The organism is Pseudomonas sp. AF32, assembly GCF_022342325.2.
Lineage (GTDB): Bacteria > Pseudomonadota > Gammaproteobacteria > Pseudomonadales > Pseudomonadaceae > Aquipseudomonas > Aquipseudomonas uvaldensis.
The window spans coordinates 74,443-100,731 of sequence record NZ_RQJK02000024.1; the positions used below are offsets into that span (position 1 = coordinate 74,443).

At 62.7% G+C, this 26,289-nt stretch carries 24 protein-coding genes; 9 read left to right on the top strand and 15 right to left on the bottom strand.

Annotation, left to right across the window (positions count from 1 at the left end; translation table 11 throughout):
• Positions 1-106: 106 nt before the first annotated feature.
• The 7 genes from EGM97_RS21150 to EGM97_RS21180 form a co-directional block, all read right to left on the bottom strand.
• The gene (locus EGM97_RS21150; protein WP_238963101.1) at positions 107-1,744 is read right to left on the bottom strand and encodes a BatD family protein; all 1,638 of its coding nucleotides are present in this window, start codon (positions 1,742-1,744) and stop codon (positions 107-109) included.
• A complete protein-coding gene (locus EGM97_RS21155; RefSeq protein WP_238963102.1) occupies positions 1,741-3,471 on the bottom strand; it encodes a tetratricopeptide repeat protein in 1,731 nt (576 codons plus the stop codon). Before EGM97_RS21155 ends, EGM97_RS21150 begins: the two co-directional genes overlap by 4 nt.
• Positions 3,468-4,547: a vWA domain-containing protein gene (locus tag EGM97_RS21160; RefSeq protein ID WP_238963103.1), complete on the bottom strand. Its 1,080-nt coding sequence runs from the start codon at positions 4,545-4,547 to the stop codon at positions 3,468-3,470. Before EGM97_RS21160 ends, EGM97_RS21155 begins: the two co-directional genes overlap by 4 nt.
• Positions 4,540-5,034, bottom strand: coding sequence for a DUF4381 domain-containing protein (locus EGM97_RS21165; protein WP_238963104.1), 495 nt, complete (start codon positions 5,032-5,034; stop codon positions 4,540-4,542). Before EGM97_RS21165 ends, EGM97_RS21160 begins: the two co-directional genes overlap by 8 nt.
• Positions 5,031-5,975 (bottom strand): DUF58 domain-containing protein, encoded by a 945-nt coding sequence (locus tag EGM97_RS21170; protein ID WP_053153740.1) that lies wholly within the window; start codon positions 5,973-5,975, stop codon positions 5,031-5,033. Before EGM97_RS21170 ends, EGM97_RS21165 begins: the two co-directional genes overlap by 4 nt.
• A 9-nt stretch (positions 5,976-5,984) precedes the next feature.
• Positions 5,985-6,944 carry an AAA family ATPase gene (locus EGM97_RS21175; RefSeq protein ID WP_238963105.1) on the bottom strand — a complete coding sequence of 320 codons (960 nt, stop codon included), beginning with the start codon at positions 6,942-6,944 and terminating at the stop codon, positions 5,985-5,987.
• Between the two features lie 256 nt (positions 6,945-7,200).
• Positions 7,201-7,554, bottom strand: a complete 354-nt coding sequence (locus tag EGM97_RS21180; RefSeq protein ID WP_238963106.1) for a hypothetical protein — start codon at positions 7,552-7,554, stop codon at positions 7,201-7,203.
• Between the two features lie 450 nt (positions 7,555-8,004).
• Here EGM97_RS21180 and EGM97_RS21185 point away from each other — a divergent pair, with 450 nt between their 5' ends.
• Complete coding sequence (locus tag EGM97_RS21185) at positions 8,005-12,873, top strand: NAD-glutamate dehydrogenase (RefSeq protein ID WP_238963107.1); 4,869 nt, start codon at positions 8,005-8,007, stop codon at positions 12,871-12,873.
• Positions 12,874-13,067: 194 nt separating this feature from the next.
• Here the strand turns inward: EGM97_RS21185 and EGM97_RS21190 are convergent, their stop codons facing one another.
• From EGM97_RS21190 to pdxR, 3 genes are all read right to left on the bottom strand, one after another.
• On the bottom strand, positions 13,068-13,469 hold the full coding sequence (locus tag EGM97_RS21190; protein WP_238963108.1) for a cupin domain-containing protein: 402 nt from the start codon (positions 13,467-13,469) through the stop codon (positions 13,068-13,070).
• A gap of 140 nt (positions 13,470-13,609) precedes the next feature.
• The gene (locus tag EGM97_RS21195) at positions 13,610-13,903 is read right to left on the bottom strand and encodes a putative quinol monooxygenase (RefSeq protein ID WP_053153725.1); all 294 of its coding nucleotides are present in this window, start codon (positions 13,901-13,903) and stop codon (positions 13,610-13,612) included.
• Between the two features lie 123 nt (positions 13,904-14,026).
• Positions 14,027-15,460 (bottom strand): MocR-like pyridoxine biosynthesis transcription factor PdxR, encoded by a 1,434-nt coding sequence (gene pdxR / locus EGM97_RS21200; RefSeq protein ID WP_238963109.1) that lies wholly within the window; start codon positions 15,458-15,460, stop codon positions 14,027-14,029.
• Between the two features lie 166 nt (positions 15,461-15,626).
• Here pdxR and EGM97_RS21205 point away from each other — a divergent pair, with 166 nt between their 5' ends.
• A complete protein-coding gene (locus EGM97_RS21205; protein WP_238963110.1) occupies positions 15,627-16,067 on the top strand; it encodes a carboxymuconolactone decarboxylase family protein in 441 nt (146 codons plus the stop codon).
• Positions 16,068-16,203: 136 nt separating this feature from the next.
• Here EGM97_RS21205 and EGM97_RS21210 read toward each other — a convergent pair whose 3' ends face one another.
• Complete coding sequence (locus EGM97_RS21210; RefSeq protein ID WP_238963111.1) at positions 16,204-16,536, bottom strand: hypothetical protein; 333 nt, start codon at positions 16,534-16,536, stop codon at positions 16,204-16,206.
• Positions 16,537-16,739: 203 nt separating this feature from the next.
• Here EGM97_RS21210 and EGM97_RS21215 point away from each other — a divergent pair, with 203 nt between their 5' ends.
• Genes EGM97_RS21215 through EGM97_RS21225 form a run of 3 tightly spaced genes read left to right on the top strand, consistent with a single transcriptional unit; the run spans position 16,740 to position 18,893 of the window.
• Positions 16,740-17,372, top strand: coding sequence for a secretin and TonB N-terminal domain-containing protein (locus tag EGM97_RS21215; RefSeq protein WP_238963121.1), 633 nt, complete (start codon positions 16,740-16,742; stop codon positions 17,370-17,372).
• Complete coding sequence (locus tag EGM97_RS21220; protein ID WP_238963112.1) at positions 17,369-17,914, top strand: sigma-70 family RNA polymerase sigma factor; 546 nt, start codon at positions 17,369-17,371, stop codon at positions 17,912-17,914. The genes EGM97_RS21215 and EGM97_RS21220 overlap by 4 nt, the downstream gene beginning before the upstream one ends.
• A gap of 37 nt (positions 17,915-17,951) precedes the next feature.
• Entirely contained in the window at positions 17,952-18,893 is a 942-nt protein-coding gene (locus EGM97_RS21225; protein ID WP_238963122.1) for a FecR family protein, read from the top strand.
• An 88-nt stretch (positions 18,894-18,981) separates the two neighbouring features.
• Here EGM97_RS21225 and EGM97_RS21230 read toward each other — a convergent pair whose 3' ends face one another.
• Complete coding sequence (locus EGM97_RS21230) at positions 18,982-19,251, bottom strand: phage infection protein (protein ID WP_238963113.1); 270 nt, start codon at positions 19,249-19,251, stop codon at positions 18,982-18,984.
• A gap of 502 nt (positions 19,252-19,753) precedes the next feature.
• Between EGM97_RS21230 and EGM97_RS21235 the strand changes: the two genes are divergently transcribed.
• Genes EGM97_RS21235 through EGM97_RS21245 form a run of 3 tightly spaced genes read left to right on the top strand, consistent with a single transcriptional unit; the run spans position 19,754 to position 22,654 of the window.
• Positions 19,754-20,302: a TRAP transporter small permease gene (locus EGM97_RS21235; RefSeq protein ID WP_238963114.1), complete on the top strand. Its 549-nt coding sequence runs from the start codon at positions 19,754-19,756 to the stop codon at positions 20,300-20,302.
• Entirely contained in the window at positions 20,299-21,579 is a 1,281-nt protein-coding gene (locus EGM97_RS21240) for a TRAP transporter large permease subunit (protein WP_238963115.1), read from the top strand. Before EGM97_RS21235 ends, EGM97_RS21240 begins: the two co-directional genes overlap by 4 nt.
• A 55-nt stretch (positions 21,580-21,634) precedes the next feature.
• Positions 21,635-22,654 (top strand): TRAP transporter substrate-binding protein, encoded by a 1,020-nt coding sequence (locus EGM97_RS21245; protein WP_238963116.1) that lies wholly within the window; start codon positions 21,635-21,637, stop codon positions 22,652-22,654.
• A 158-nt stretch (positions 22,655-22,812) separates the two neighbouring features.
• On the opposite strand, the gene EGM97_RS21250 is transcribed toward EGM97_RS21245, so the two are convergent.
• The 3 genes from EGM97_RS21250 to EGM97_RS21260 all read right to left on the bottom strand — a co-directional run bounded on the left by EGM97_RS21250 (position 22,813) and on the right by EGM97_RS21260 (position 25,729).
• Positions 22,813-23,604, bottom strand: coding sequence for a transporter substrate-binding domain-containing protein (locus EGM97_RS21250; protein WP_238963117.1), 792 nt, complete (start codon positions 23,602-23,604; stop codon positions 22,813-22,815).
• 105 nt (positions 23,605-23,709) lie between these two features.
• The gene (locus tag EGM97_RS21255) at positions 23,710-24,336 is read right to left on the bottom strand and encodes a response regulator (RefSeq protein ID WP_238963118.1); all 627 of its coding nucleotides are present in this window, start codon (positions 24,334-24,336) and stop codon (positions 23,710-23,712) included.
• A 31-nt stretch (positions 24,337-24,367) separates the two neighbouring features.
• Positions 24,368-25,729 (bottom strand): cache domain-containing protein, encoded by a 1,362-nt coding sequence (locus tag EGM97_RS21260; RefSeq protein WP_238963119.1) that lies wholly within the window; start codon positions 25,727-25,729, stop codon positions 24,368-24,370.
• Positions 25,730-26,084: 355 nt separating this feature from the next.
• Here EGM97_RS21260 and EGM97_RS21265 point away from each other — a divergent pair.
• Positions 26,085-26,289 (top strand): carbon starvation CstA family protein (locus EGM97_RS21265; protein WP_186651917.1); only part of this gene is annotated, 205 nt, incomplete at its 3' end.

Consider the following 26,289-nt stretch of genomic DNA (forward strand, 5'->3'; position numbering starts at 1 on the left):
CAGGAACGGGGAGGCGGCTAAAAGAAACAGAGTTTACTGGGAAACAGGGGAGAGGACTTGTTCAACTTCTTCAGATGAGCCAACCCCTCGCCACAGGCGCCTGTCGTTATTTCGGATAAAGCGGTGGCAGCCCGCTGTCGCCCAGCGGATCCCGGGTGTGTTCGGCTGCGGGAATGGCGCGAATGGCCCGCCACAGGTCTTCACCTTGCCAGTGCTGGCCGGTTTCGCTGTAGAGGGCACCATTGAGGCCATCGAGGGCGTCGGACAGCGGCACGAAGCGCGCCGCCATGTCGGCCAGTGTTTCCGGTTGCTGTCGCGCCCAGGCATCCAATGCCTGGCGGGTGGCGTGGGGGTCGTTGGCCAGGCAGGTCCGTTTGAGGTCGTCCAGCAGGGTCCGTGGGCTCGGCCCGGCCTGGGCCGCACGCAGGACCGCCGGTTGCGAGCGGGCCCGCCACCACAGGCCGAAGCCCAGTAATGTGGTACAGGCCAGCAGCAACGAAGTCAGTTGCCAATACCACAGCGCGTCGCTGTCGACCGTCGTCACGACCTGGGGCGTACCCGCCGGTGTGTCCACCATCAGGCTCGGATTGTTCGCCACCTGCAGGGTTCGCGCCGGGAGGCTGGTTCGGTCCAGGTGATTCTCCAGGGTGTTCCACCAGATCACTTCCACCGGCGGCAGTTCGATGGTCCCGCTGCGGTTGGGCACCAGCGCCTCGCGGTCTTCGCGACTGCCCACCAGCCCGCGTTCACTGCTGCGGCTGCTGAGGACCGGTTGGTCGGGATAACGACGCAAGCCATTGATCTCCGTGGCGGGCAGTGGGGGTAGCTGGGAGCTGGCCAGGCCTTCGGCTTCAAGGGTCAGGCTGCGGGTCAGGGAATCGCCCACCTGGCTGTGGGTCGGCTCGGGGCTCCAGCTTTCGCTCAGGGAAAGGCTGCGGGCCGGCAGCCACGGCACATCGGGCGGATAACTGGCCGGCTTGGGCTCGACGGTCAGCCGCAATTGCTCGGAGCTGACGCGCATCAGCTGGCCGGGCTTGGGCCCCGATGGCGCGACGCCCTGGGCTACCGGCTCGACCAGGGTCGCGCTGAACGTCTGGGCCGGTATCGTCAGTTCGCCGCTGCGCTGGGGGTAGATGCCATAGCGCAGCTCGATCACGCCATGACGTACGTCGTTGATGACTTTTTCATAGGTGCGCGATTCGCCCAGCTGTTCGGTACGCGCGTCGGGAATGTGCAGCGGCGTCAGGCTGCTGTCGTCGTACAGCGACACCGAATGGTAGATGCGCAGGGTCAGGATCGCCTGGGCCTGCACGTACACGCGGCTCTGGTCGAGGCTGGCTTCGATGAACACCGGTGCCAGGGTGCCAGAGGCATTGCGGGTCTCGCTTTCGATCACTTGGAGGGTGATCGGTTGGCTGCTCACTTCCCCCAGTTGCAGCGCAGGGATGATCACGGTGCCGCTCTGGCGTGGCAGCAGGGTCACGATCCAGCGAGTGGTTGCGCGGTTTTCGCCGTCCAGGGTCGTCAGTTGGTTGACCTGGCGGGTGCCGCGCACATCGAACAGCGCCTGGAGCGGCCCCAGGTCAGGCTTGCCGAACAGCGTGGCGTCGTTGGATTCCAGGGTCAGCTCCACCGTTTCCCCGGAGTTCACGCGGCTGCGATCGACACTGGCGGTCAACTGCGCCGCCTGGGCTGCGCAGATCCAGAGCAGCAAGACAAGGAACTGGACGGTGACGCGGATCATTGGGTTTTTCCCTGGGCCTGGTGGCTTTGTTGTTCATACCAGAATTTACGCCTGAGCAGTTCGCCCGGATTGTCCGGAATCTGGCGCAGCCATTGTTCCAGGGCCTGGCGTTGTTCTTCTTCGTTGCGTTGGCCGGGGGCGGGGCGCAGCGGCGGAGTGGTGGTCTGTTCGTCGGGCAATTCGCTGCCCGGTACGTCCTGGGCGCTGTCGGGTGTCGTGTGCGATGCCTGGGCTTCATCCGGCGGCGGCGTTGCCTCGTCCGATGGCGATTGGGCTTGCGAGGACTGGGACGGCGTTTCGGCGCTCGGCGATTGTACCGCGGAGTCCGGCGATTCGTTATCGGCAGGCTTGGGCTCGTCCGGGGAGGCCTGTTCTTTCAACAGGCTCTGCACCAAGGCCTTGTTGGTCTGGGCGGGGCGCAGGTCCGGTTGCAGCTCCAGGGCTTGTTCATAAGCATCCAGCGCGGCTTCCAGCTCGCCGCTCCTGGCCAGCGCGTTGCCGCGATTGTAATGGGCGCGGGCGTCGGAGCCCTCGGCAAAGCGTCGGGCGGCTTCGCTGTACTCACCGGCTTCGTAGAGGGCAACGCCTTGCCATTGACTGTCCTGGAAATGGGCGGCGGCCTCGGCCGGACGTTTTTGCTTGAGCAGATGCTGGCCTTGTTGGTCGGGGCGCAGCCACAGGTCTTCGAATTCGAAGGCGTGCCCGGTCTGCGGCAGCACGAACAGCAGCGGCAGGCAGAACAGCCAGCCCCGGCGCCCGGCACAGGCCGCCAGCAGCAACAGCGGCAGGAGCAACCAGTACCCCTGGTCGGCCCAGGTGTCCAGGCGCAGCGTCTGGCCGTCGTGGCGCAGATGGCGAGGGCCATCCATCAGCCCGAGGCCTCGCAGGTCGCTGTCGTCCAGACGTGCAGGACGGTAACGGCCGTCCAGCTCATTGATGAAGGACTTGAGGCTGGGGTTGTCCAGGCGCGGTATCAGAATCGCGCCTTGCGCATCCTTGAGGTAACTGCCATCGCTCTGAGCCACCGGCGCGCCCTCTCGCGTACCGATGCCCAGCATCAGCAAACGGGTGGCCGAGCCGTCCAGCGCCTGGCGGATGCCCTGGCGTTCCTGCTCGTTCAAGGACGAGCCGATCAGCAGGATCCGGCCGTGACCCAGGCCGCCCTGGTCCAGCAGGGCCATGGCCTTGTTGATCGCCAGGTCGGCGCGATGCCCCGCTTGGGGCATGATCGAAGGGGTCAGGGCTTCGAGCAGGTTGGCGCTGGTGGACAGATCGTCGGACAGCGGCACCAGCGTATGAGCACTGCCAGCGTAGACGACGATTGCGGTCTGGGCATCGCTGCGGTTATGCAGCAGGTCCAGCAGCTTGCGCCGTGCCTGTTCCAAACGAGTGGGCGGTACGTCGGTGGCGAGCATTTCCGGGGTCAATTCGAAAACCACCACCAGTGGATCGGCGGGCTTCTGGCTGGCCTGTTCGACCCGTGCCCAGCTGGGTCCGAGCAACGCCAGCACCATCAACAGCCAGCCCAGGCCAAGGGCAATCCAGGGCAAGCGGCTTTCCCGGCCGCTGCCGCCACTGAGCAGTACGGCATGGAACGCCGGCGGCAGGATCATCTGCCAGCGGCCGACCCGTTTCTGCCGATGCCACAGTTGCCAGAGCAGCCACCCCAGCAAAGGCAGCACCAATAAGAAAGCGGGGCGCAACCAGTGCGGCCACAGACTGATCATCGCCGCCTCCGCAAGCGCAGGCGCTTGAGCCGTTGGCGCCATTCGACAGGTTGGGCCGGCTGGAACAGCGGCTGACTGAACAGGCGCTGCAAGGGGTTGTCCGGCCAGCGTTCGCGGGCCGCGAGCAATACGCTCAGCAGCAGGGCGGCGCTCAGTGGCCACTGATACAGCGCCCGGCTGGGACGTGCCTGGGTCGGTTGCTGGACCACCGGCTCGAGTTGGTCGAGCGTGCCCTTGATCTCAAGCAGCTGTCCGCCGTCCTGGGCCCGGAAATATCGACCGCCTGTCACCTGTGCGATTTCCCTGAGCGTGGGTTCGTCCAGATCCAGGCTCGGGTTGACGCCGAGGAAACCTGCCGTGCCGCTTTGCTCTGGATCGGCGCCAATGCCGATCGGGTAGATTTTCACGCCCTCGTCGGCGGCCAGCCGGGCGGCGGTCAACGGATCGATTTCGCCACCGTTATTGGCGCCGTCGGTGACCAGGATCAGCACGCGGCTGTTGGCCGGGCGCTGGCGCAGGCGCTTGAGGGCCAGGCCAATGGCGTCGCCAATGGCGGTATTTTTGCCGGCGATGCCGATGCGCGCCTCGTCGAGCCAGCGTCGAACGGTACGGCGATCGAAGGTCAACGGTGCTTGCAGATAAGCCTGGCTGCCGAACAGGATCAGGCCGACCCGGTCGCCTTCGCGGTTTTCGAGAAAGTCCCCCAGCATCTGTTGGACCAGCGTCAGGCGACTGACCTCTTCGTCCTGCCAGTGCATGTCGGGAAAATCCATGGACCCGGAGACGTCCACCGCCACCAGCAGGTCGCGGCCGCTGGCAGCAATCGGCAGCGGCTCGCCCAGCCATTGGGGGCGGGCGGCAGCGATCAGCAGGAGCAGCCAGAGCAGGATGAAAGGGGCCTGCTGGCGCCAGCTCGGCAGGCTGGCCCGGGCGCGACGGCCGACGAGGCCTTCGAGGTCTTCCAGGAAGCTGACTTTGAGCACCGATTCGCCGCTGTCGGCCGGGGGCAGCACCAGGCGCATCAGCCAGGGTAGCGGCAGCAGGGCGAAGATCCACGGCCAGGCGAACTCAAACATGCTTGCGAATCCAGATTTCGATGGCCTGGGTCAGGCCGGCGATGGCTTTGTCGTCCAGCTTGCACTCCGGTTTGTAAGCGCCTTCGACCAGCACCATCCAACGGGTCAGACCGGCCGCCGGGCAGCGGTTATCCAGGAAGGCCAGCCATTTTCGCCCGTTGAGGGTATGGCTCTGGCTGTAGGGATAGTGGTTGCGGCACACGCGCTTGAGGAGTCCGTTGAGCTGTTGCAGCCAGGCGCCGGCCGGCGCGCCGTCGTAGGGTTTGGGCAGTTGGGCGAGTTCGGCCAGGGCGGCCAGGCGCACGGGGTCCAAGGGTTGCTCGGCACTGGCGGTGGTGCGTTTTGCCGGGATGAACCGGCGTAATTGCCACAGGCCCAGGCCCAGCAGCGGCAACAGCACCAGCAGCAGCCACCAGCCTGGCGCGGGAGGCCAGAAGCCGATAGGGGGCGGCGCCATCAGCGGCTGTAATTGATCGAGACTGCTCATCGGCTTTTCCCCGGTCGTCCGGGATTCAAGTATTCGCGCAGTTGTTCGACCATGTCACCCTGGGTGCTCAGTGGCATCAGCAGGATCCGCAGTTTCTGCGCAAGCATTTCCCAGCGACCCAACCGTGCTTCGGCCTGGGCGCGATAGGCTTGGCGCAGTTCGACATTCAGCGTATCGAGCTCCAACTGCGCGCCGCGCTGGGCAAAACGCAGCAGGCCAGCCGCGGGCAGGGCGTGATCCAGCGGATCCGACAGCGGCAGCAGCAACAGGTCGCAGTGTCGCGACAGCAGGCTCAGTTGCTGCTCGGCACTGTCGGACAGCGCACGCTCATCGCAGATCACGATCACCAGGCTGCCGGGTCGCAGCACTTCCCGGGCCCGGCGCAACGCAATGCCGAACGAATCGCGATCCGGCTCGCCTTCGGTATGCAGCGACTGATTGACCCGCACCAAGCGGTTGAGCAGTTGCAGCAGGCTCTGCTTGCTGCGTCGGGGCTTGACCTCGTAATGGGTGTTGTTGCCGAACACCAGGCCGCCGACCCGGTCGTTGTGCCCCAGCGCGGCCCAGCCGAACAGACTGGCGGCCTGGGCGGCGAGTACCGACTTGAAGGTCAGCCCCGAGCCGAAGAACAGTCGATGGCTTTGCTCGATCATGATGAAAATTGGCCGTTCCCGTTCTTCGTGGAACAGCTTGGTGTGGGGTTCCTGGGTGCGAGCGGTCACGCGCCAGTCGATGGTGCGCACGTCATCGCCGGCCTGATAGACCCGCACCTGGTCGAAGTCCACACCGCGCCCACGCAGCTTGGAGTGGTGCAGGCCGATGAGCGGGCTGCGCTGGCCGGGCGTGGAGAACAGCTGCACTTCGCGCACGCGATGACGCATCTCGATCAGCTCCGACAGGCTGACGCGGATGCCCGGTGCGGGCGCCAGTGGGTTATTCATGAGTCATGCTCAAGCGACAGCGACGACGTCGAGAATCCGCTGAACGACTCGATCCTGATCGATGCCCGCGGCTTCGGCTTCGAACGAGAGGATGATGCGATGGCGCAGCACGTCGAACAACACCGCCTGGATGTCCTCGGGGCTGACGAAGTCGCGGCCGGCCAACCAGGCGTGGGCGCGGGCGCAGCGGTCCAGGGCGATGGAGCCCCGTGGGCTGGCGCCGTAAGCGATCCACTCGGCGAGCTCCGGGTCGAACTTGGCCGGGTTGCGGGTCGCCATCACCAGTTGCACCAGGTACTCCTCCACGGCGTCGGCCATGTACAACCCGAGGATCTCCTTGCGGGCGACAAATATCGCTTGCTGGCTCACGCGGCGCTCGGGCGTGGCTTCGCCGTGCAGCGCTTCGCCCCGGGCCTGCTGGAGAATACGGCGTTCCACGGCAGCGTCCGGGAAACCGATCTTGACGTGCATCAGGAACCGGTCGAGCTGGGCTTCGGGCAGCGGGTAGGTGCCTTCCTGCTCGATCGGGTTTTGCGTAGCCATGACCAGGAACAGCGGCGACAGCTCATAGGTGCTGCGCCCGACGCTGACCTGCCGCTCGGCCATCGCTTCGAGCAGCGCCGACTGGACCTTGGCCGGGGCACGGTTGATTTCGTCCGCCAGCACCAGGTTATGGAAGATCGGCCCTTGCTGGAACACGAAGCTGCCGGTTTCCGGACGATAGATCTCCGTGCCGGTGATGTCGGCGGGCAGCAGGTCAGGGGTGAACTGGATGCGATGGAACTGCGCTTCGATGCCTTCGGCCAACTCCTTGATGGCTTTGGTCTTGGCCAGCCCCGGCGCGCCTTCCACCAGCATATGACCGTCGGCGAGCAGGGCGATGAGCAGGCGCTCGATGAGTTTTTCCTGGCCGAGGATCTGCGTTGAAAGAAAGGTTCGCAGCGCCAGCAGCGCTTCACGATGTTCCATCGGTGACTGTTCCTGGAAAGGGTGGCCCCAAGGCGTTCGGATAACGTCGGGGCTGGGGGCGTTACTTTAATGCATGGCGGGGGGTGGCGACTAACGGGATTTTGATCGGGGGCGCACAATTGTGATCGGCTTGGAAACATTGTGGGAGCGAGCTCGCTCCCACAATGGATTTGTGCGGGGTAAGCAGAACCTGTAGTCACCGCAAATCCCTGTGGGAGCGAGCCTGCTCGCGATGGCGCCCGTAAGCGCAATGAAATCAGAGGTGGCTTGTATAAGTCCCAGTCCCTCGAAGAATGTTCTGCAATGTCAACTCTACCTCCGCCAGGTCCGCCGCGTCGGTATCGTGGCTGATCTCCAGCACATCGTCGCCGCCGAGGGCGTCGGCGTCCGCTGCGGCGACTTCGATCTTCAGCAAGGTCGGTGACAGGGTGACCTTGACTCCGTCCAATGTCGAAGGCTCGCCATCGAGCGCAATCTCCAGCTCGTCCTCATCCGGGTAGCGGGTCATGAGGAACATCTCGCCCTGGTTGCTATGGCAGCAGAGCATGGCCATGTTGTCTTCTTCGTCGTCGCAGGGGTTGGCGATCAGAAGGGCGGTGGTCATTTTCATCGGGATGGTTCCTGGCTCGATGAGCCCTGGGAGGCAAAAAAGGCGATTTTGCCAGCCTGGAGAAAATTCTGCAGGTTTACCCGCTGGCCAGTGATTCGAGATGGCAGGGTGCCGTTTCGCCCCTGGGCTGCTAGGGTTGTTCCAGACGACTTTTCACGCAGAGCCTAGCCGATGACCGAATATGTCGCAGCGTTGCAAGCAGGCTCGTTGTCGCACTCGTTAAGCTGCGCAACGGATGTGCATCTGCAAAGGCCACCCGCCCGGTGTTTTTTGCAGGTGTTCATTACATGGAATTTAGATGGAAAAGGAATGTGACCTGCGGGTCTCGTCCAGCTTCACCCACCTGTCGTCCTGTTTCCTCTGCCCGAGAATCAGGAACAGGATGGCCGGCAGCCCGAAAGGGGTTGCATGACGCTTTCATCAATAACAAGCCCAAGCGGAGTACCACAGATGGCGTTCTTCACCGCAGCCAGCAAAGCCGACTTCCAGCATCAACTGCAAGCGGTACTGGCGCAGCACATCAGTGAACAGGCACTGCCACAAGTGGCGCTGTTCGCTGAACAATTCTTCGGCATCATTTCCCTCGATGAACTTACCCAACGCCGGTTGTCCGACCTCGCTGGTTGCACCCTGTCCGCCTGGCGCCTGCTTGAGCGCTTCGATCACGCGCAATCGCAGGTGCGTGTCTACAACCCCGATTACGAACGTCATGGCTGGCAATCGACCCACACCGCCGTGGAAGTGCTGCATCACGACCTGCCATTCCTGGTGGATTCGGTGCGTACCGAGCTGAACCGTCGCGGCTACAGCATCCATACCCTGCAGACCACCGTGCTGAGCGTGCGCCGTGGCGCCAAGGGCGAGTTGCTGGAGATCCTGCCCAAGGGGACCCAGGGCGAGGGCGTTCTGCAAGAGTCGCTGATGTACCTGGAAATCGACCGCTGCGCCAACGCCGCCGAACTCAATGTCCTGAGCAAGGAACTTGAGCAGGTGCTGGGCGAAGTCCGCGTGGCCGTGGCCGATTTCGAGCCGATGAAAGCCAAGGTCCAGGACATCCTCGTCGGCCTGGACAACAGCGCCTACGCCATCGATGCCGATGAAAAGAGCGAAATCAAGACGTTCCTGGAATGGCTGGTGGGCAACCACTTCACCTTCCTGGGCTACGAAGAGTTCGTGGTCCGCGATGATGCCGAAGGCGGCCACATCGAATACAACCCCGATTCGTTCCTTGGCCTGACCAAGCTGCTGCGTGCCGGCCTGACTGCCGACGACCTGCGCATCGAGGACTACGCCGTCAACTACCTGCGCGAACCGACGCCGCTGTCGTTCGCCAAGGCCGCGCACCCGAGCCGCGTGCACCGTCCGGCCTACCCGGACTACGTGTCGATCCGTGAAATCGACGCCGACGGCAAGGTCATCAAGGAATGCCGCTTCATGGGCCTGTACACCTCCTCGGTGTATGGCGAAAGCGTGCGGGTCATCCCGTATATCCGTCGCAAGGTCGAGGAAATCGAACGTCGTTCGGGCTTCCAGGCCAAGGCGCACCTGGGCAAGGAGCTGGCCCAGGTACTCGAGGTTCTGCCTCGTGACGACCTGTTCCAGACGCCGGTGGACGAGCTGTTCAGCACCGTGATGTCGATCGTGCAGATCCAGGAACGCAACAAGATCCGCGTGTTCCTGCGCAAAGACCCGTACGGTCGTTTCTGCTACTGCCTGGCCTATGTTCCGCGCGACATCTATTCCACCGAAGTGCGCCAGAAGATCCAGCAAGTACTGATGGATCGCCTCAAGGCCACTGACTGCGAGTTCTGGACATTCTTCTCCGAATCCGTGCTGGCCCGCGTGCAGTTGATCCTGCGAGTGGACCCGAAAAACCGTATCGACATCGACCCGCTGCTGCTGGAAAAGGAAGTGGTGCAGGCCTGCCGCAGCTGGAAGGACGACTACGCCAGCCTGGTCATCGAGAGCTTCGGCGAAGCCCAGGGCACCAACGTGCTGGCCGACTTCCCGAAAGGCTTCCCGGCCGGTTACCGCGAGCGCTTTGCCGCGCATTCGGCGGTGGTGGACATGCAACACCTGCTGAGCCTGAGCGAATCCAATCCACTGGTGATGAGCTTCTATCAGCCACTTGGCCAGGTGTCCGGCCAGCGTGAACTGCATTGCAAGCTGTACCACGCCGATGCGCCGCTGGCGCTGTCCGACGTCTTGCCGATCCTGGAAAACCTCGGCCTGCGCGTGCTGGGTGAGTTCCCATACCGCCTGCGCCACACCAACGGCCGCGAGTTCTGGATCCATGACTTCGCCTTCACCGCCGCCGAAGGCCTGGACCTGGACATCCAGCAGCTCAACGACACCCTGCAGGACGCCTTTGTCCACATCGTGCGCGGCGATGCCGAGAACGATGCGTTCAACCGCCTGGTGCTGACCGCCGGCCTGCCATGGCGCGACGTGGCACTGCTGCGTGCCTACGCCCGTTACCTCAAGCAGATCCGCCTGGGCTTCGACCTGGGCTACATCGCCAGCACCCTGAACAACCACACCGACATCGCTCGTGAGCTGACCCGGCTGTTCAAGACCCGCTTCTACCTGGCGCGCAAGCTCAGCAGCGATGACCTGGAAGACAAGCAACTGCGTCTGGAACAGGCGATCCTCACGGCGCTGGACGACGTCCAGGTGCTCAACGAAGACCGCATCCTGCGTCGCTACCTGGACCTGATCAAGGCCACCCTGCGGACCAACTTCTACCAGACCGACGCCCACGGCCAGAACAAGTCCTACTTCAGCTTCAAGTTCAACCCGCACCTGATTCCCGAACTGCCGAAGCCGGTGCCCAAGTTCGAGATCTTCGTGTACTCGCCACGGGTCGAGGGCGTGCACCTGCGCTTCGGCAACGTTGCTCGCGGCGGCCTGCGCTGGTCGGACCGTGAGGAAGATTACCGCACCGAAGTGCTGGGCCTGGTAAAAGCCCAGCAGGTGAAGAACTCGGTGATCGTGCCGGTGGGCGCCAAGGGCGGTTTCCTGCCACGTCGCTTGCCGTTGGGCGGCAGCCGGGACGAGATCGCGGCCGAGGGCGTTGCCTGCTACCGCATCTTCATCTCGGGCCTGTTGGACATCACCGACAACCTGAAGGATGGCGCCCTGGTACCGCCGGCCAACGTCGTGCGGCATGACCATGATGACCCGTACCTGGTGGTGGCGGCGGACAAAGGCACCGCGACCTTCTCCGACATCGCCAACAGTATCGCCATCGAGTACGGTTTCTGGCTGGGCGATGCGTTCGCGTCCGGCGGCTCGGCCGGCTACGACCACAAGAAGATGGGCATTACCGCCAAGGGCGCGTGGGTGGGCGTACAACGCCACTTCCGCGAGCGTGGCATCAATGTCCAGGAAGACAGCATCACTGTGGTGGGCATCGGCGACATGGCCGGTGACGTGTTCGGCAACGGCTTGTTGATGTCCGACAAGCTACAACTGGTCGCGGCGTTCAACCACCTGCACATCTTCGTTGACCCGAATCCGGATCCGGCCAGCAGCTTCGCCGAGCGCAAGCGTCTGTTCGACCTGCCGCGTTCGGCCTGGACCGACTACGACACCAGCATCATGTCCGAAGGCGGCGGTATCTTCTCGCGCAGCGCGAAGAGCATCACCATCACGCCGCAGATGCAGGAACGCTTCGACATCAAGGCCGACAAGCTGACCCCGACCGAACTGCTGAACGCCTTGCTCAAGGCGCCGGTGGACCTGTTGTGGAATGGCGGTATCGGTACTTACGTCAAGGCCAGCAGCGAAAGCCACGCCGATGTGGGCGACAAGGCCAACGATGCATTGCGCGTCAATGGCAACGAGCTGCGCTGCAAAGTCGTGGGCGAGGGCGGTAACCTGGGCATGACCCAGCTGGGTCGCGTCGAATTCGGCCTGCATGGTGGCGCCACCAACACCGACTTCATCGACAACGCCGGCGGCGTGGACTGCTCCGACCACGAAGTGAACATCAAGATCCTGCTCAACGAAGTGGTGCAGGCTGGCGACATGACCGACAAGCAACGCAACCAGTTGCTGGCGAGCATGACCGACGAAGTCGGTGGCCTGGTGTTGGGCAACAACTACAAGCAGACCCAGGCCCTGTCCCTGGCGGCCCGTCGCGCGTTCGTGCGGATCGCTGAGTACAAGCGTCTGATGAACGACCTGGAAGCCCGTGGCAAGCTGGACCGTGCCATCGAGTTCCTGCCGACCGAAGAGCAACTGGCCGAGCGTGTCGCGGCGGGCCACGGCCTGACCCGTGCCGAACTGTCGGTACTGATCTCCTACAGCAAGATCGACCTCAAGGAGGCGCTGCTCAACTCCCTGGTGCCGGATGACGATTACCTGACCCGTGACATGGAGACGGCATTCCCACCGACCCTGGTGAGCAAGTTCTCCGAGGCCATGCGTCGCCACCGCTTGAAGCGCGAGATCGTCAGCACCCAGATCGCCAACGACCTGGTCAACCACATGGGCATTACGTTCGTTCAACGGCTCAAGGAGTCTACGGGCATGAGCCCGGCGAACGTGGCGGGTGCCTATGTGATCGTTCGGGACATCTTCCATCTCCCGCACTGGTTCCGTCAGATAGAAGCCCTGGACCACCAGGTTTCGGCCGACGTGCAACTGGAGCTGATGGACGAGCTGATGCGCCTAGGGCGTCGTGCAACGCGCTGGTTCCTGCGCAGCCGTCGCAACGAGCAGAACGCTGCTCGCGACGTCGCCCACTTCGGTCCGCACCTGGCGGCGCTGGGCCTCAAGCTCGACGAACTGCTGGAAGGCCCGACCCGCGAAGGCTGGCAGACCCGCTATCAGGCCTACGTGGCCGCCGGCGTGCCGGAGCTGTTGGCCCGCATGGTGGCAGGCACTACGCACCTGTACACCTTGCTGCCAATCATCGAGGCGTCCGACGTGACCGGCCAGAACGCCGCCGATGTGGCCAAGGCGTACTTCGCGGTGGGCAGTGCCCTGGACATCACCTGGTACCTGCAACAGATCAGCGCACTGCCGGTGGAAAACAACTGGCAGGCCCTGGCCCGCGAAGCATTCCGCGATGACGTCGACTGGCAGCAGCGGGCGATCACCATCTCGGTCCTGCAAGAGGGCGACGGTTCCCAGGACGTGGAAACCCGCCTGGCGCTGTGGCTGGAGCAGCATCACGGCATGGTCGAACGCTGGCGCGCAATGCTGGTGGACATCCGTGCCGCCAGCGGTACCGACTACGCCATGTACGCAGTCGCCAACCGCGAGTTGCTGGACCTGGCGTTGAGTGGTCAGGCGGTCGTGACGGCCAACTGATCCGGCGTTGAATGAAAAGCCCCGCATTGAGAAATGCGGGGCTTTTTTATTGAACCTGGCGCAGATTCAAATGCGAACAGGCCCTTGTGGGAGCGGGCTTGCTCGCGAAGGCGGTGGATCAGCTTGCATCGATATCGAATGTACCGACGCCTTCGCGAGCAAGCCCGCTCCCACAGGGGATTGTGTTGTGCCTGTCAGTTTTTCAGCGGGATCAACACCGCCTCTTTCTCGCCCATCACCATGAACACCAGCAGTTTCGCCGGCTCGGTCGTGCTGGCGTTCTTCGAGACGAGGTGTTCGGAGCCTGCCGCTTCATACCAGAACTCGCCTGCCTTGTAGGTTATCGCCGGTTCGCCTTTGACCTGGGAGGTGATAGCGCCCTCAAGTACGTAGGCCATGGCCGTGCCTTCGTGTTTGTGGGCGATGGACGACTGGCCTGGGGCATAGTCGACGGTCAGCATCATGGTTTTCTTGCCCGGCACGTTCTTCAGCATCTTTTCCTGGAGCACCTTGACGTTCTCGGGGGCGGCTTCGTGGGCGTAGACCTGGGCGAGGGGGAACAGGCCGAGGGCGGCGATCAGGCAGAGTGTTTTCATGGGGGTGTGTCCTTCATGGTTTAGGGTGAATTCAGATGAACCCACCCTAAGCCCCATACCCCATCAAACAAACGTCCAATCTTTCGGAAGGTGGGTAGACCAATACGCTGTTGCCGTGACTCTGTGACAGGGAACGGCATTCACACGATGGGGAAGCTGTTGAAGTCCACGCTGCGGGCCAGGCGGTTATCGATCAAGCCGATGAAGCCTTGCACTTCGGGGCAGTTGAAGTGGGCTTGCATGGCCGCTTCCGATTGCCAGCGGGCGCTGACGGTCCAGCGGTCGCCGTCGACCGGGCAGCGGTCGACCATGTAGGCGTCGCAGCCCGGTTGGGCCCGCAGGGTTTCGACGATCTGCTGCAACTGCCGGCCCAGCTCCTCCGAGCGGCCGGGGGCAGCCTGCACCTGCACGGTATTGATCACTTGACGGGACATGGCTCTGGCTCCTGAATCAAGTCGAACGGGGATCATGGAACACTCAACGACACCGCAGCAGGATAGGCCCGCAGGGGCGTGGCTCAAACAGCCAATGGGCGGATAAATGCCCAGTCCAATTCTTCAGGCCACCTGCTGCAGGATGTCTCGCAGACGGTCCAGGGCGATGTCGATGTCGAGGGTTTCGATTGCGCCAAAGCCAAAGAACAGGCCCGGTCGCACAGGGGCTTCGTGGAAGAACCCCGCGATGCTGTAGAGCCCGATCTCGGCTTTTTTCGCCAGTTCGATCACCAGTGCCAGGTCGATGGGCACCTTGCACAGCACCGCCAGGTGAAAACCCGCCGTGGTGGGCACGGCCTCGAACCAGGGCGACAGGTCCCCGGCCATGCGCGCGAGGATTCGCTCACGCCGACCGGCATACAGGGTGTGACAGCGCCGGATATGCTTGAGCAGACAGCCTTCGGCGATGAACTTGGCCAGCGCCCATTGGGGCAGGGTGGAAGTGTGCTGGTCGGTGAGGCGCTTGGCCAGGATCACCGCTTCGAGAATCGCCGGAGGCAAGATGGCGTAGCCGAGCCGCAATTCGGGTAAGAGGGTCTTGGAGAAGGTGCCGACGTACGCCACGATCCCGCGTTCGTCCATGCTCTGCAAGGAATCGGCGGGCCGGCCCTCGTAGCGGAACTCACTGTCGTAGTCATCCTCGATGATGATCGCGCCCAGCTCATAGGCCCGGGCCAGAAGCGCCTCGCGCCGGGCCTGGCTCATTGGCATGCCCAAGGGAAACTGGTGGGACGGGGTCACGTAGATCAGCCGTGTCCCCTCGGGAATCAGGTCCACGCGCATGCCCTTGTCATCCACCGGCACGCCGACCACCGTGGCGCCATGGGAGCCGAACAGCAAGCGCGCCGGCGGATAGCCCGGATCCTCCATGGCCACCAGGCTACCGGGACGGGTCAGCACCCGTGAAATCAGATCCAGGGCTTGTTGCGCGCCGTTGCACACCACCACGTCATCGTCCTGGCAATTCACCCCACGGGAAAATGCGATGTGTCGGGCAACGGCGTTGCGCAGCGCCGGCAGGCCTTCGGGCTGGCTATAGAAACCCTTGGCATTGGCGATCTGGCGCAAGGCATGAGCCGTGCAGCGGCGCCAGTCGTCCAGCGGGAACTGGCCCTTGCCGATGGCGCCGCCGATGAAGTCGTAACGCAACGCACTTTCGACGGTCGGGTGGCGCAGCAGGTCCGGCATGCTGCGCCAGGCCTCGACGACCTCGGCTCCGGCCAGCTCGCGGTGGCTTTGCTTGCGCACGATCCTGGCTGGCCGGGCATTGACGTAGGTGCCCTTGCCGATGATGCCGGTGAGGAAGTTCTCGTAGGTCAATTGAGCGTAGGTGTCGGAGACCGTCTTGCGGGAAATGCCCAGTTGCTCGGCGAGCAGGCGACTGGGTGGCAATTGCGCGCCAGCCGCCAGGCGGCCGCTTTCAATGGCACTGCGCAATTGCTGGTACAACTGGCCTGCCAGGTCCTTGCGGCCGTTGATGACGACGTGAAGTTCCATACCCGTGGGCTCCTGGGCAAATGCCTGGCGGCAAGCGTCAAAGGCGCAAGATTAACCGCATTGCGCGACGGCATTGAAGTTGCGCGTAAAAATTCCCGCGAATTGGATCTGTCGCTGGCCGCCTTCAGGTTTTACTTTGGATCCGTCACCCGCCCCGGAGTCCGTCATGAGCCAGCGTCTGGATTACTACACTGCTTCCCCAAACGCCATGAAAGCCATGATCGGCCTGGAGGCATTGACCAGTCGCCTGAGCATCGAACCGTCACTGCTGCACCTGATCAAGATCCGTGCCTCGCAACTCAATGGCTGCGCCTTTTGCACCGACATGCACTCAGTGGATGCCCGACGCCAGGGTGAGACCGAACGGCGTCTGTTCGCCGTGGCGGTCTGGCGTGACAGCGGATTTTTCACCCCTCGTGAGCGCGCCGCCCTGGCCTGGACCGAAGCGGTGACACTGTTGGCCGAAAGCCAGGTCCCGGACGACATCTACGCCTCGGCTCGTGCGCTGTTCAGCGAAGAAGAACTGGTGGACCTGACGCTCGCGATCAGCACCATCAACAGCTGGAACCGCCTGGCGGTGAGCTTCCGCCAGAGCCCCAATGCCTGACGTTGCTGGCTTGTAGCGCTTGTGGGAGCAGGGCTTGAATGATTGGCAGTGGTGTCTGTATCGCGAGCAAGCTTTGCTCCTACAGTGTGGACTGCTGTGGGAGCAAGGCTTGCCCGCGATGAACGATAACGCAATGTCATTGACCGCTCGGCGGCCTCTGCGGCTTGACCGACGTGCCGAAGGTATTGCCCATGCGCACCCCCGTGGCTGCCGGAGTCGCCAGGCCGATGCTGTTCGGCGCACGTTTATCGACGGGCACGTTCAACGCATCCCGCGTTTGTTGCGCGGCTTCGGCGGCCTGCGGATCGTTGCCCATCTGCCGGCTCAGGCAGTTGTAATCCGGGCTCTTGTAGCCGCCGACGGTGACCTCGATACAGGCGGGGGGCTCTTCGCCGTGGGCCCACGGCAGGGTCATGGACAAGGCCATGAACAGTCCCGGCCCAACCGTCATTTTCATCCACCGATTCATCACTGGCCTCCTGGCCCGTCATAGGGACGGTGCGTCGTCTGGCAACAGTCTAGTGCGCTGCGCAGGATTTGTATCAGTTGTCATACGACATTCATAAACTCCCCTCAGGATGACGTTTTTCAACGGATACGTCAGTCGTGCAGCAAGGCAGCGTCAGGGGGAGATTCAGGCGTGGATTGACCAGGCCCTCCTTGGGTTGGCTGGTGGCGTTGCTGTGTCTGCTGGCCACGCCGGTCCAGGCGGTTGGCCTGGTGGACCTGGACATCGCACCCCAGGAACTGACCACGGCGCTGGAGCGATTCAGTCGGGCGACCGGCATGGCGGTGCTGGTGGATCACGCGTTATCGAACCGACGCCAGACGCTGGGTGTCCAGGGGCGGTTTACCCCTTCCGAAGGGTTGAATGTGCTGCTGCGTGGTACCGGGCTCGCGGCGCATTACGCCCGGGAGGATGCTTTCACGCTACAACCGGTGCGGGTTCGCGAAGTGCCGCTGCCCCGCGGTGCTGCGTCGGGGTTGAGTGACGGTAATTATGCGGCGGCCATCCAGACGGCCATCCAGCGCAACCTGTGTGCGTCGCCGCTGACCCGCCCGGGCAGCTTCCGGGCGCTGTTGCAGGTGTGGATCGGCCGTGACGGGGTGATTCAACACAGCCGGCTGGTGAGTTCCACCGGGGATCCGATGCGCGACAAGGCCTTGGTCAACAGTATGCAGAACCTCAGGATCGACCGTCCGGCGCCAACGTCGTTGCGCCAGCCGGTGACCCTGCTCTTGTTACCCGATTCATCAGGAAAACGCATGGAATGCACAGCAGGGGAAGGGGTGTTCGGGCAATGAAAGACAGCGGCCGCAGCCCGATGGTCAGGTTGTTCCTTTCCTCCTACGAGGATTTCAAGGTTCGCCTGCGCCGACGCCTGGGCTCCGAGGAACTGGCCAACGATGTGTTGCACGAGACCTACCTGCGGGTCGATCGCATGGCCGAGGCGCCGAATATCGCCCAGCCCAACGCCTATCTCTACCGCATGGCCCTGAACATTGCCGCCGACCGTCGGCAATCCGATGCGCGCCTGCTGACCGGTGACGAGATCGAGGAGCTGTTGCAAGTCTCGGACGAGGCGCTGGACCCGGCCCGGGTGGTGGGAGGTCAAAGGGAGTTGCAGATCCTGCTCAAGGCCCTGTACGAGCTGCCGGCGCGCCGCCGCAGGATTTTCATCGCGGCGCGTCTGGAGGAAGCGCCGCACCTGGAGATTTCCCAGCGCTTCGGCATTTCCACCCGGATGGTGGAGAAAGAGATCAAGGCCGCCCTGGGGCATTGCGCCCAACGCCTGGAAAGAAAAGTCATTCAGCGGTTCGGTCCCGGGGCGGGAAAACCGTCTTGAAAGTAGAGACCGGAACAATTCGTGAGTATGTGTGCGCTTGAACATCTTCAGTATCGCTTCCCCTGACGCCACGCCAGAGGCCCGACTGGCCAGCGAGGCACGCGACTGGCTGATCCTGCTGACCTCGGGGCGCGCCACCGTGGCCGATGCCCGGGCCTTGCGCCAATGGTGCGGGCAGAGCGCCGAACATGCCCGGGCTTTCGAACAGGCCAAGGTGCTTTGGCACGGCTTGCAACCGGCTGCCCAGGCATTACAGGTCCCGCGTCGTTTGGGTCGCCGGGCGTTTCTGGGCGGGGCGATGGCGGCATCGGCCGCTTTCCTGTTGATCCGGGCGACAGTGCCCGGCGGGGTTTCCGGACTGGGGGCCGATTACATCACCGAGGTTGGCGAACAGCGTCGGGTGGAGCTGGGCGAGGGCATCAGTCTGGAGCTCAACACCCAGACCCGCCTCAGCCGTCGCCCATTGACCGAAGGTGGACAGGCACTCGAGTTGCTGGGTGGGGAGATCGAGGTATCGGGCCGCAGCGCCTCGACGATCAACATCCAGGCCGGTACTGGCTGGATCAGCGCCGCACGGGCACGGTTCAACCTCCGTTACGTCGACCGGAGCGTCTGCGCCACCTGCCTGGAGGGTGTCGTTCAGGTGCGGGTGCAAGGCCGCAGCTTCCGGCTGGAGCCGGGAATGCAAATGACTTACGACAATGTCCGCGTGGGCCATCCGCATAACGCCGACGTGTCGGCTGCCATTGCCTGGCGCGAGCAAGTGTTGGTGTTCAACGATGCCACGCTGTCCAGCGTCATCGATGAGATCAACCGTTACCGCCCCGGCATGTTGCTTTTGCTCAATCACCAATTGGGCAGGCGCAAGGTCCAGGCTCGCTTCCGTCTCGATCAACTGGCCGGCGTGGCGCTGTTGATCCGCGATGCCTATGGGGCCAAATGCATCGAACTACCGGGTGGGGTGGTGGTGCTCAGCTGAGTCCGCTTTCGCTTCGCCGGCGGTCTCGATGCTTGCGTGGCGACGCTGACTGCCTCGCCACGCAACTCGGCGTGCATTCAACGGCCTATCAGGCGACGGTCGCAGCGCTGCGTTCGCGCAGCTCATTCAAGCGGTCGGCGCCACCTTCCGCGACACGGTTCTGCTGCAGTCGGTCGGAACCGCCTTCGGCCACACGCCGCTCCAGCAAATGATCGGAACCGCCTTCGGCCAATTGTTGTGCGGCCTGGCCGTGGGTCGATGGGCTTGCTGCCGGGGCCGAGGCCGCGTTCGCCAGGCTGACGCCGCCAACCAGGGTCATGGCAATTGCCAGGGACGACATCTTTGAAAAACTGAACATGGTGATTCTCCTTGCGTTTAATGAGTGAGGCCGTGGCAGCGAAGCGGTGTGTCGCTGCCCGGTGATCACAGTTAAACGCCCGGATGTATCGGCGCTGTGTGACAGGAGAGGGCGAAACCCTCGGTTTCGTATCAACCGAAGGTTCTTATACAGAAGGATACAAATCCATCTGAAACCGGGCGGAAGGCCTGGCCGTTTCAAGTGACTTCATTAACCGATAATCGCACGTTTTATGCGAGGCACTTGCCTGGGTTATTGACCGAACTAACTGGTTGGTACATTTTAGACGCAAGTCGTCTTGCTCGACTCGGCCAAGACCCATAATAAAAATAGAGGACCACCTTATGCGCAGCTTGCTGCGGGCACTCGACGCCCTCCCTCCGCCCCTCCGTTTCAGCTCTGATGCCTTTTCCCTCTCCGGTTCGATCCTGTAGCGGTCCACGTAGCGGCGGTCCTGTTGCGTCGCTATGCCGGCGCTCGACACACCCCAGAGGTTTTGAAGATGACCCAAGTCGTCGATCTGTATTTCAAGTTGCTCAAGCTGCTGATTGTGCTGTGCATGGTCGCGATGATCGTATTGGTGTTCGGCAACGTGGTGTTGCGCTATGCCTTCAACTCCGGCATCAGCGTTTCCGAGGAGCTGTCACGCTGGTTCTTCGTCTGGATGATTTTTCTCGGCGCCCTGGTGGCCCTCAAGGATAGGGCGCATCTGGGCATGGACAGCCTGGTCAGGCGCCTGCCAGCGGCGGGCAGGCGCGCCTGCCTGGTCATCGGACACTTGTTGATGCTGTACATCTGCTGGTTGATTTTGCAGGGCAGTTGGCAGCAGGCGGTGATCAACCTGCAGGTGGCCGCACCGGCGTCCGGTCTGTCGATGGCGCTGTTCTATGCCGCCGGCCTGGTGTTCGGCATCAGCGCAGTGCCGATCCTGCTCCATGAGTTCTACCTGGCCCTGTTCGGCAAGCTCGGCGACGACGAGCTGGTGATGGTCAAGGAAAACGACGGCGCTGCAACGGTGGCGCATCACCCCCTCAAGGGGGACCGCCCATGACCCTGGCCATTTTTCTCGGGTCCCTGATGGGCAGCATGGCGCTGGGCATGCCCATTGCGTTTGCCTTGCTGATGGTCAGCGTGGCGTTGATGGTTTACCTGGACCTGTTCGACGCCCAGATCATTGCCCAGAACCTGCTCAACGGCGCGGACAGTTTCCCACTGATGGCGGTGCCGTTCTTCATGCTGGCCGGCGAGGTGATGAATGTCGGCGGCTTGTCCAAACGTATCGTCAACATCGCCATGGCGCTGGTCGGGCACAAGCGCGGTGGCCTGGGTTATGTGGCGATCATCGCGTCTTGCCTGTTGGCCTCGCTTTCCGGCTCCGCCGTGGCTGATGCCGCGGCATTGGCGGCGTTGCTGGTGCCGATGATGGTGCAGGCCGGGCATGACCGGGGGCGCTCGGCCGGTCTGATTGCGGCCGGCAGCATCATTGCCCCGGTCATTCCGCCGAGCATCGGGTTCATTGTGTTTGGCGTGGCGTCCGGTGTTTCGATCTCCAAGCTGTTCCTGGCCGGTATCGTGCCGGGGCTACTGCTGGGCGCTTCGCTGGCGGTGGCCTGGTGGTACATCTCGCGCAGCGAGAACGTCGAAACGCCGCCCAAGCGCTCCCTCGCCGAGGTCTCGCGTGCCTTGCTCGATGGCAGTTGGGCGATGGGCCTGCCCCTGATCATCATCCTGGGCCTCAAGTTCGGCATCTTCACCCCCACCGAGGCCGCCGTCGTCGCGGCGGTCTATTCGCTGTTCGTGTCCCTGGTGTTCTACCGGGAAATGAAAGTCAGCCAGCTGTACGAGGTCATCCTGTCCTCGGCCAGGACCACTTCGGTGGTGATGCTGCTGGTGGCGGCAGCCATGGTTTCGTCCTGGCTGGTGACCATTGCCGATCTGCCGGGCCAACTGGCGGACCTGCTGGCGCCGTTCATGGACAACCAGACCCTCCTGCTGCTGGTGATGATGGTGTTGATCATTCTGGTGGGAACGGTCATGGACATGACCCCGACGATCCTCATTCTCACGCCGGTGCTCATGCCTGCGGTCATTCAGGCGGGGATCGACCCGGTGTATTTCGGCGTGCTGTTCCTGATCAACACGGCCATCGGCCTGATTACGCCGCCCGTGGGCACGGTGCTCAATGTGGTGTGTGGCGTGTCGAAGCTGGATTTCGAGGAAATCGTCCGTGGGGTCTGGCCGTTCATGCTCGCGCAATTTCTGGTGCTGTTCCTGCTGGTGCTGTTCCCGCAACTGGTCATGGGGCCGTTGAAGTTCTTCACCGGGTGACGCCAGCACGAGCCAAGTAACTCGACCTTAACAACAATAACGATTGGAGAGCGACATGCGAAAACTGATGAAGACCCTGTTGGCCGGGGCGTGTGCAACGGGGTTGCTGCTGGGCAGTGTGGCCGGCCACGCGGACGAGATACGCGAGCGTACCTTGCGATTCGCGTTCCAGAACGTCAAGGAGCATCCGCAGGGCCAGGGCGCGCAGAAATTCGCCGATCTGCTCAGCGAAAAGAGCGGCGGCAAGGTCAAGGTCCGCCTGTTCCCCGGCGGTACCCTGGGCGGTGACGTGCAGACGGTGTCAGCCTTGCAGGGCGGCACGCTGGACATCACCGTGCTCAATTCCGGCATCCTGGCGGCCCAGGCACCGGATTTCGCCATGCTCGATTTTCCATTCCTGTTCAACAACGCCGAAGAGGCCCATGCGGTCATCGATGGTCCGGTCGGCCAGAAACTCGCGGCGCAACTAGACAGCAAAGGGCTGGTAGGCCTGGGCTATTGGGACCTGGGGTTTCGTAACCTGACCAACAGCAAACATCCGGTGACCCGTCTGGAGGACATGCAGGGCCTGAAGCTCCGTGTCATCCAGTCGCCGATCTACCTGGAAACCTTCTCCGCGCTGGGGGCCAACCCTGTGCCGATGGCGTTCCCCGAGGTCTACACCGGCCTGGAGCAACACACCATCGACGGCCAGGAAAACCCGTTCACCGTGATTGAAGGCAACAAGTTCTACGAAGTGCAGAAGTACCTGTCGGTGACGGGCCACATCTTCAACCCGCAATCGCTGATCATCAGCCAGAAAACCTGGAGTCGCCTCAACGACAGCGAAAAAACGATGATTCGCGAGGCCGCCGCCGAGGCGCAGACGTTCCAGCGGGAGGTCACCGCTGCGAGCATGGACAAGGCAAAGGCGACGCTGGCCGGCGCGATGACCGTCAACGAAATCACCCCAGCCGAGAAAGATCGCTTTCGCGAGCGGGTGCAGCCGGTGATCGACAAGTTCGCCAAGTCGCTGGATGGCGACCTGGTGAAAATGATGCACGACGAGATTGCCAAGGTGCGGACAGCTCAGTGAGCTTGGCCCGACATCAAGGACGATTAAACCTGTGGGAGTAAGGCTCTGTGGGAGCAAGGCTTGCCCGCGATGGCATCGCCTCGGTATCCAGATAAACCGAGGTGCCTGCATCGCGGGCAAGCCTCGCTCCCACAGGGATTTGCATTCTCATCAAACGGTTATTGAGCCCCTGGCACCGCCAGCCATTGGCCGATGACTTTCTGGTAGCTGCCGTTGGCCTTGCTCAGGTGCAACCACTGGTCGACATACATTTTCCAGGTGGTGTCGTCACGCGGCAGCAGGTAGGCCTTCTCGCCGTATTGCAGGTAGCGGGTCGGGTTGACGGCGCACAGGCCGGGTTTGAGTTTCTGCTGGTAGAGGGCTTCCGAGGCATCGGTGATCATCACGTCGGCCCGCTTGTCCAGCAGCTCCTGGAAGATCGTCACGTTGTCGTGGAAGGCGAGCTGACCCTTGGGCAGGAATGCCCGCACGAACGCTTCGTTGGTGCCGCCGGCGGGCTCCACCAGGCGTACCGAAGGCTGGTTGATCTGCTCGATGGTCTGGTAACGCGACTGGTCTTCGCAACGCACCAGCGGGATCTTGCCGTCCACGTCCAGAGTGTCGCTGAAGTACGCCTTCTTCTGGCGTTCCAGGGTCACCGAAATCCCGCCCATGCCGATGTCGCATTTGCCGGCAATTATGTCCGGCATCAGGGTTTTCCAGGTGGTCTGGACCCATTGCACCTTGACGCCCAGGCTGGTAGCCAGCGAACGGGCCATGTCGATGTCGATCCCTTCGTATTCACCGTTTTCGGCTTTGTAGGTATAGGGCTTGTAGTCGCCGGTGGTGCAGACCTTCAGTTCACCGCGTTGCAGGACCTCGTCCAGATGGGAAGGGGCAGTCTGCGCCAAAGCGCTGCCGCTCAGTGCCAGCAGGCCGAGGATCGTCAGGGTGTTTGTTGTTTTTTTCATTGTATTGGACGGCTCGCGAGGGAAGGGGATAGGCAGCGCAGTGTAGTAAAAGTGTTTGCGGGCTGTCTTCCTGTGATATCTCGCTGTAGCAGGTTTCAGTCAGCGTTAAATGATCCCGTGATCGATGGCGTATTTCACCAGTGCCGCCGGTTTGTCGATGTTGAGCTTGCGGCGGATGCTCAGGCGGTGGGTTTCGACGGTGCGCACGCTGATGTCCAGTTCGCGGGCCATTTCCTTGTTGTTCAACCCCTGGACCATCTTGCGCAGGACCTCGCTCTCGCGAGGTGTCAGCTCTTTATCGGCGTTCGGGTCAGTGGCGAGTCGTTGGGCAATTTCGGCGCTGTAGAAGGTGCCGCCGCCGATGATCGCTTCGATGGCGGCGATGATTTCCCGCGAAGGAGCGTTCTTGATGACATAGCCGCTGGCGCCGGACCGTACGGACTCGCTCACGTATTCATAATTGTCGTACATGCTGAGGATCAGGATCTTGAGACTCGGGTACTGCTTGCCCAGCAACCGGGTCAGTTCGAGTCCGTTCATGTCCTTGAGGCCGATGTCCATCAGCAGCAGATCCGGTTGGCAGCGGCCGACCATCTCCAGCGCTTGCTCGCCATTCTCCGCTTCGCCGACCACGTCCAGGTGCGGCATGACGGACAGCAAGGCCCTGATGCCATCGCGGACCAAGGAGTGGTCATCGACCAGCGCGACGCGGATCACGGAGGGCAGGTTCATTGGCAGGTGCTCTTGTTGTAGTGGCGGCGCATCAGCTTTGCGTGGCCGACAGGTTCATGGGCAGCAGGACATCCAGTTCGCTCCTGCCCGGTGTCGAGGTCAGTTCCAACCGTCCGCCGAAATGCTCGACCCGTTCGCGGATATTACGCAGGCCGATGCCGGCATGGCCACGTTCGACCTGCGGCACGTTGAACCCCATGCCGTCGTCAACCACCGTCAGGCGCAAGGACTGGCTCGAACCGAACAGGGTGATCGCGACCCGCTTGGCCCCGGCGTGACGTTCGATATTGGTCAAGGCTTCCTGGGCGATGCGGAACAGCGAGACGGGCGCGCCATTTTCCAGCCGACAATCGAATTCGTTGCTTCGGTAGGACACCTCGAGCCCGCTGCGCTGTTCGAATTCGGCGGCGAGCTGGCCGATGGCAGCGGGCAGGCCCAGGGTGTCGAGCAGGGAAGAGCGCAGATCATGGGAGATGCTGCGGATCTCGCCGATGGCTTCGCCCAGCCGATCCGTGGCGTTTTTCAGGATACCCAGGCCGTTGTCCTGGCCATTTTCGAGCACATGGCTGGCGAGTTCGAACTGGAATTTGATCGACACCAGCAACTGGCTGATCCCGTCGTGAAGCTCGCGAGACACCCGCGAGCGTTCTTCCTCCTGCAGGCTGACGATGCGCTGGTTCAGTCGTTGCAGCTTCTTGTCGGCCAGGCGATGTTCGCTCACGTTGAGCGTCATGCCACCGGCGAACACCAGCAGCACCGCCACCAGGGCGACGGCGGCAATGGCGAGCATGGTGGAGTGGATGCCCTGGGCCACTTCGTCGCGCGCCTGCTGGGTGGCGCGCTCGACGTCTTCCAGGTAGATGCCGGTGCCGAGCATCCAGCCCCAACGGTCCAGCATCACCACATAGGCCAGTTTGTCGGTTACCTGGCCGGAGGAGGGCTTGTTCCAGGCATAGCGCTGGAAGCCCTCGCCGGACTCGGCACTTCTGATCAGCGCCTGGATGACCGGCAGGCCGTGGGGATCCTTCATGTCCCAGAGGTATTGCCCCACCAGTTCCGACTGGCGGGCATGCATCAGGCTGCGGCCCTGACGGTCGTAGACGAAGAAATAGCCGTTGATGCCGAAACTGAGCTTGCGCAGTTCTTCAAGTACCTGTTGCTGTGCGCGTTCGTCGCCCTTGCCGTCGTTGTAGAGCGGCGCGATCAGGCTCTGCGCCATCTCCACATAGTTCTTCAACTCGGCGCGCTTGCTCGCCAGGATGCTGTCTTCGATCAGTTGCGCCTGTTGATCACCCAACTGGCGATTGAGGGAAACCACCAGCCCGCAGATCACCGCGATCGCCAGGACCAGCGGCAGGATCCCGAGGGCGACGATTTTGTGTTTGAGCAGCATGGGTACTCCTGTCCGGACGAGCGGGGGAGAGGTTGGTGGTTGGCATCATATGTCAAACCCACCGCCGGATAGGAGAGGTAAACCTGTGGGGGGCGAATACCGAATCCGTAGGCGACCGGGAACCCCTGTGGGAGCGAGCCTGCTCGCGATGCGGTGTATCAGTCGACGATGATGTTGCTGATAGTCCTCATCGCGAGCAGGCTCGCTCCCACAGGAGAGTACGCACCAGGCGTCTACGTAGTACTACGGATTTATTTATTGACGCCTTGCAGGGATATTGGGCCGGCTCCGAATTGCCGGGGCACACTATAAAAACAATCGCCGCAGTCCACTGGACCTCGGCAGGAGACACGCAATGACAACCCGTCTGGTTAAACACCTCGCCTGGTTTGCCGTGGCTGTTCTGGGAGCCTGTGCGTTGAGTGTCGTGGCCTTGCGCCGCGGCGAACCGATCAACGCCCTCTGGATCGTCGTCGCAGCCGTCGCGATCTACCTGGTCGCTTACCGCTACTACAGCCTTTTCATCGCCAACAACGTGATGCAACTCGATGCGCGCCGGG

What these genes read in the sequence shown, in the direction of transcription:
- EGM97_RS21240 (WP_238963115.1), top strand. Translation starts at nt 20,299, where the DNA reads ATGACCCTGGCCATTTTTCTCGGGTCCCTGATGGGCAGCATGGCGCTG.
- EGM97_RS21245 (WP_238963116.1), top strand. Translation starts at nt 21,635, where the DNA reads ATGCGAAAACTGATGAAGACCCTGTTGGCCGGGGCGTGTGCAACGGGG.
- EGM97_RS21250 (WP_238963117.1), bottom strand. Translation starts at nt 23,604, where the DNA reads ATGAAAAAAACAACAAACACCCTGACGATCCTCGGCCTGCTGGCACTG.
- EGM97_RS21160 (WP_238963103.1), bottom strand. Translation starts at nt 4,547, where the DNA reads ATGTTTGAGTTCGCCTGGCCGTGGATCTTCGCCCTGCTGCCGCTACCC.
- EGM97_RS21255 (WP_238963118.1), bottom strand. Translation starts at nt 24,336, where the DNA reads ATGAACCTGCCCTCCGTGATCCGCGTCGCGCTGGTCGATGACCACTCC.
- EGM97_RS21220 (WP_238963112.1), top strand. Translation starts at nt 17,369, where the DNA reads ATGAAAGACAGCGGCCGCAGCCCGATGGTCAGGTTGTTCCTTTCCTCC.
- EGM97_RS21150 (WP_238963101.1), bottom strand. Translation starts at nt 1,744, where the DNA reads ATGATCCGCGTCACCGTCCAGTTCCTTGTCTTGCTGCTCTGGATCTGC.
- EGM97_RS21260 (WP_238963119.1), bottom strand. Translation starts at nt 25,729, where the DNA reads ATGCTGCTCAAACACAAAATCGTCGCCCTCGGGATCCTGCCGCTGGTC.
- EGM97_RS21170 (WP_053153740.1), bottom strand. Translation starts at nt 5,975, where the DNA reads ATGAATAACCCACTGGCGCCCGCACCGGGCATCCGCGTCAGCCTGTCG.
- EGM97_RS21205 (WP_238963110.1), top strand. Translation starts at nt 15,627, where the DNA reads ATGAGCCAGCGTCTGGATTACTACACTGCTTCCCCAAACGCCATGAAA.
- EGM97_RS21180 (WP_238963106.1), bottom strand. Translation starts at nt 7,554, where the DNA reads ATGAAAATGACCACCGCCCTTCTGATCGCCAACCCCTGCGACGACGAA.
- EGM97_RS21165 (WP_238963104.1), bottom strand. Translation starts at nt 5,034, where the DNA reads ATGAGCAGTCTCGATCAATTACAGCCGCTGATGGCGCCGCCCCCTATC.
- EGM97_RS21235 (WP_238963114.1), top strand. Translation starts at nt 19,754, where the DNA reads ATGACCCAAGTCGTCGATCTGTATTTCAAGTTGCTCAAGCTGCTGATT.
- EGM97_RS21185 (WP_238963107.1), top strand. Translation starts at nt 8,005, where the DNA reads ATGGCGTTCTTCACCGCAGCCAGCAAAGCCGACTTCCAGCATCAACTG.
- EGM97_RS21190 (WP_238963108.1), bottom strand. Translation starts at nt 13,469, where the DNA reads ATGAAAACACTCTGCCTGATCGCCGCCCTCGGCCTGTTCCCCCTCGCC.
- pdxR (WP_238963109.1), bottom strand. Translation starts at nt 15,460, where the DNA reads ATGGAACTTCACGTCGTCATCAACGGCCGCAAGGACCTGGCAGGCCAG.
- EGM97_RS21195 (WP_053153725.1), bottom strand. Translation starts at nt 13,903, where the DNA reads ATGTCCCGTCAAGTGATCAATACCGTGCAGGTGCAGGCTGCCCCCGGC.
- EGM97_RS21230 (WP_238963113.1), bottom strand. Translation starts at nt 19,251, where the DNA reads ATGTTCAGTTTTTCAAAGATGTCGTCCCTGGCAATTGCCATGACCCTG.
- EGM97_RS21175 (WP_238963105.1), bottom strand. Translation starts at nt 6,944, where the DNA reads ATGGAACATCGTGAAGCGCTGCTGGCGCTGCGAACCTTTCTTTCAACG.
- EGM97_RS21210 (WP_238963111.1), bottom strand. Translation starts at nt 16,536, where the DNA reads ATGAATCGGTGGATGAAAATGACGGTTGGGCCGGGACTGTTCATGGCC.
- EGM97_RS21155 (WP_238963102.1), bottom strand. Translation starts at nt 3,471, where the DNA reads ATGATCAGTCTGTGGCCGCACTGGTTGCGCCCCGCTTTCTTATTGGTG.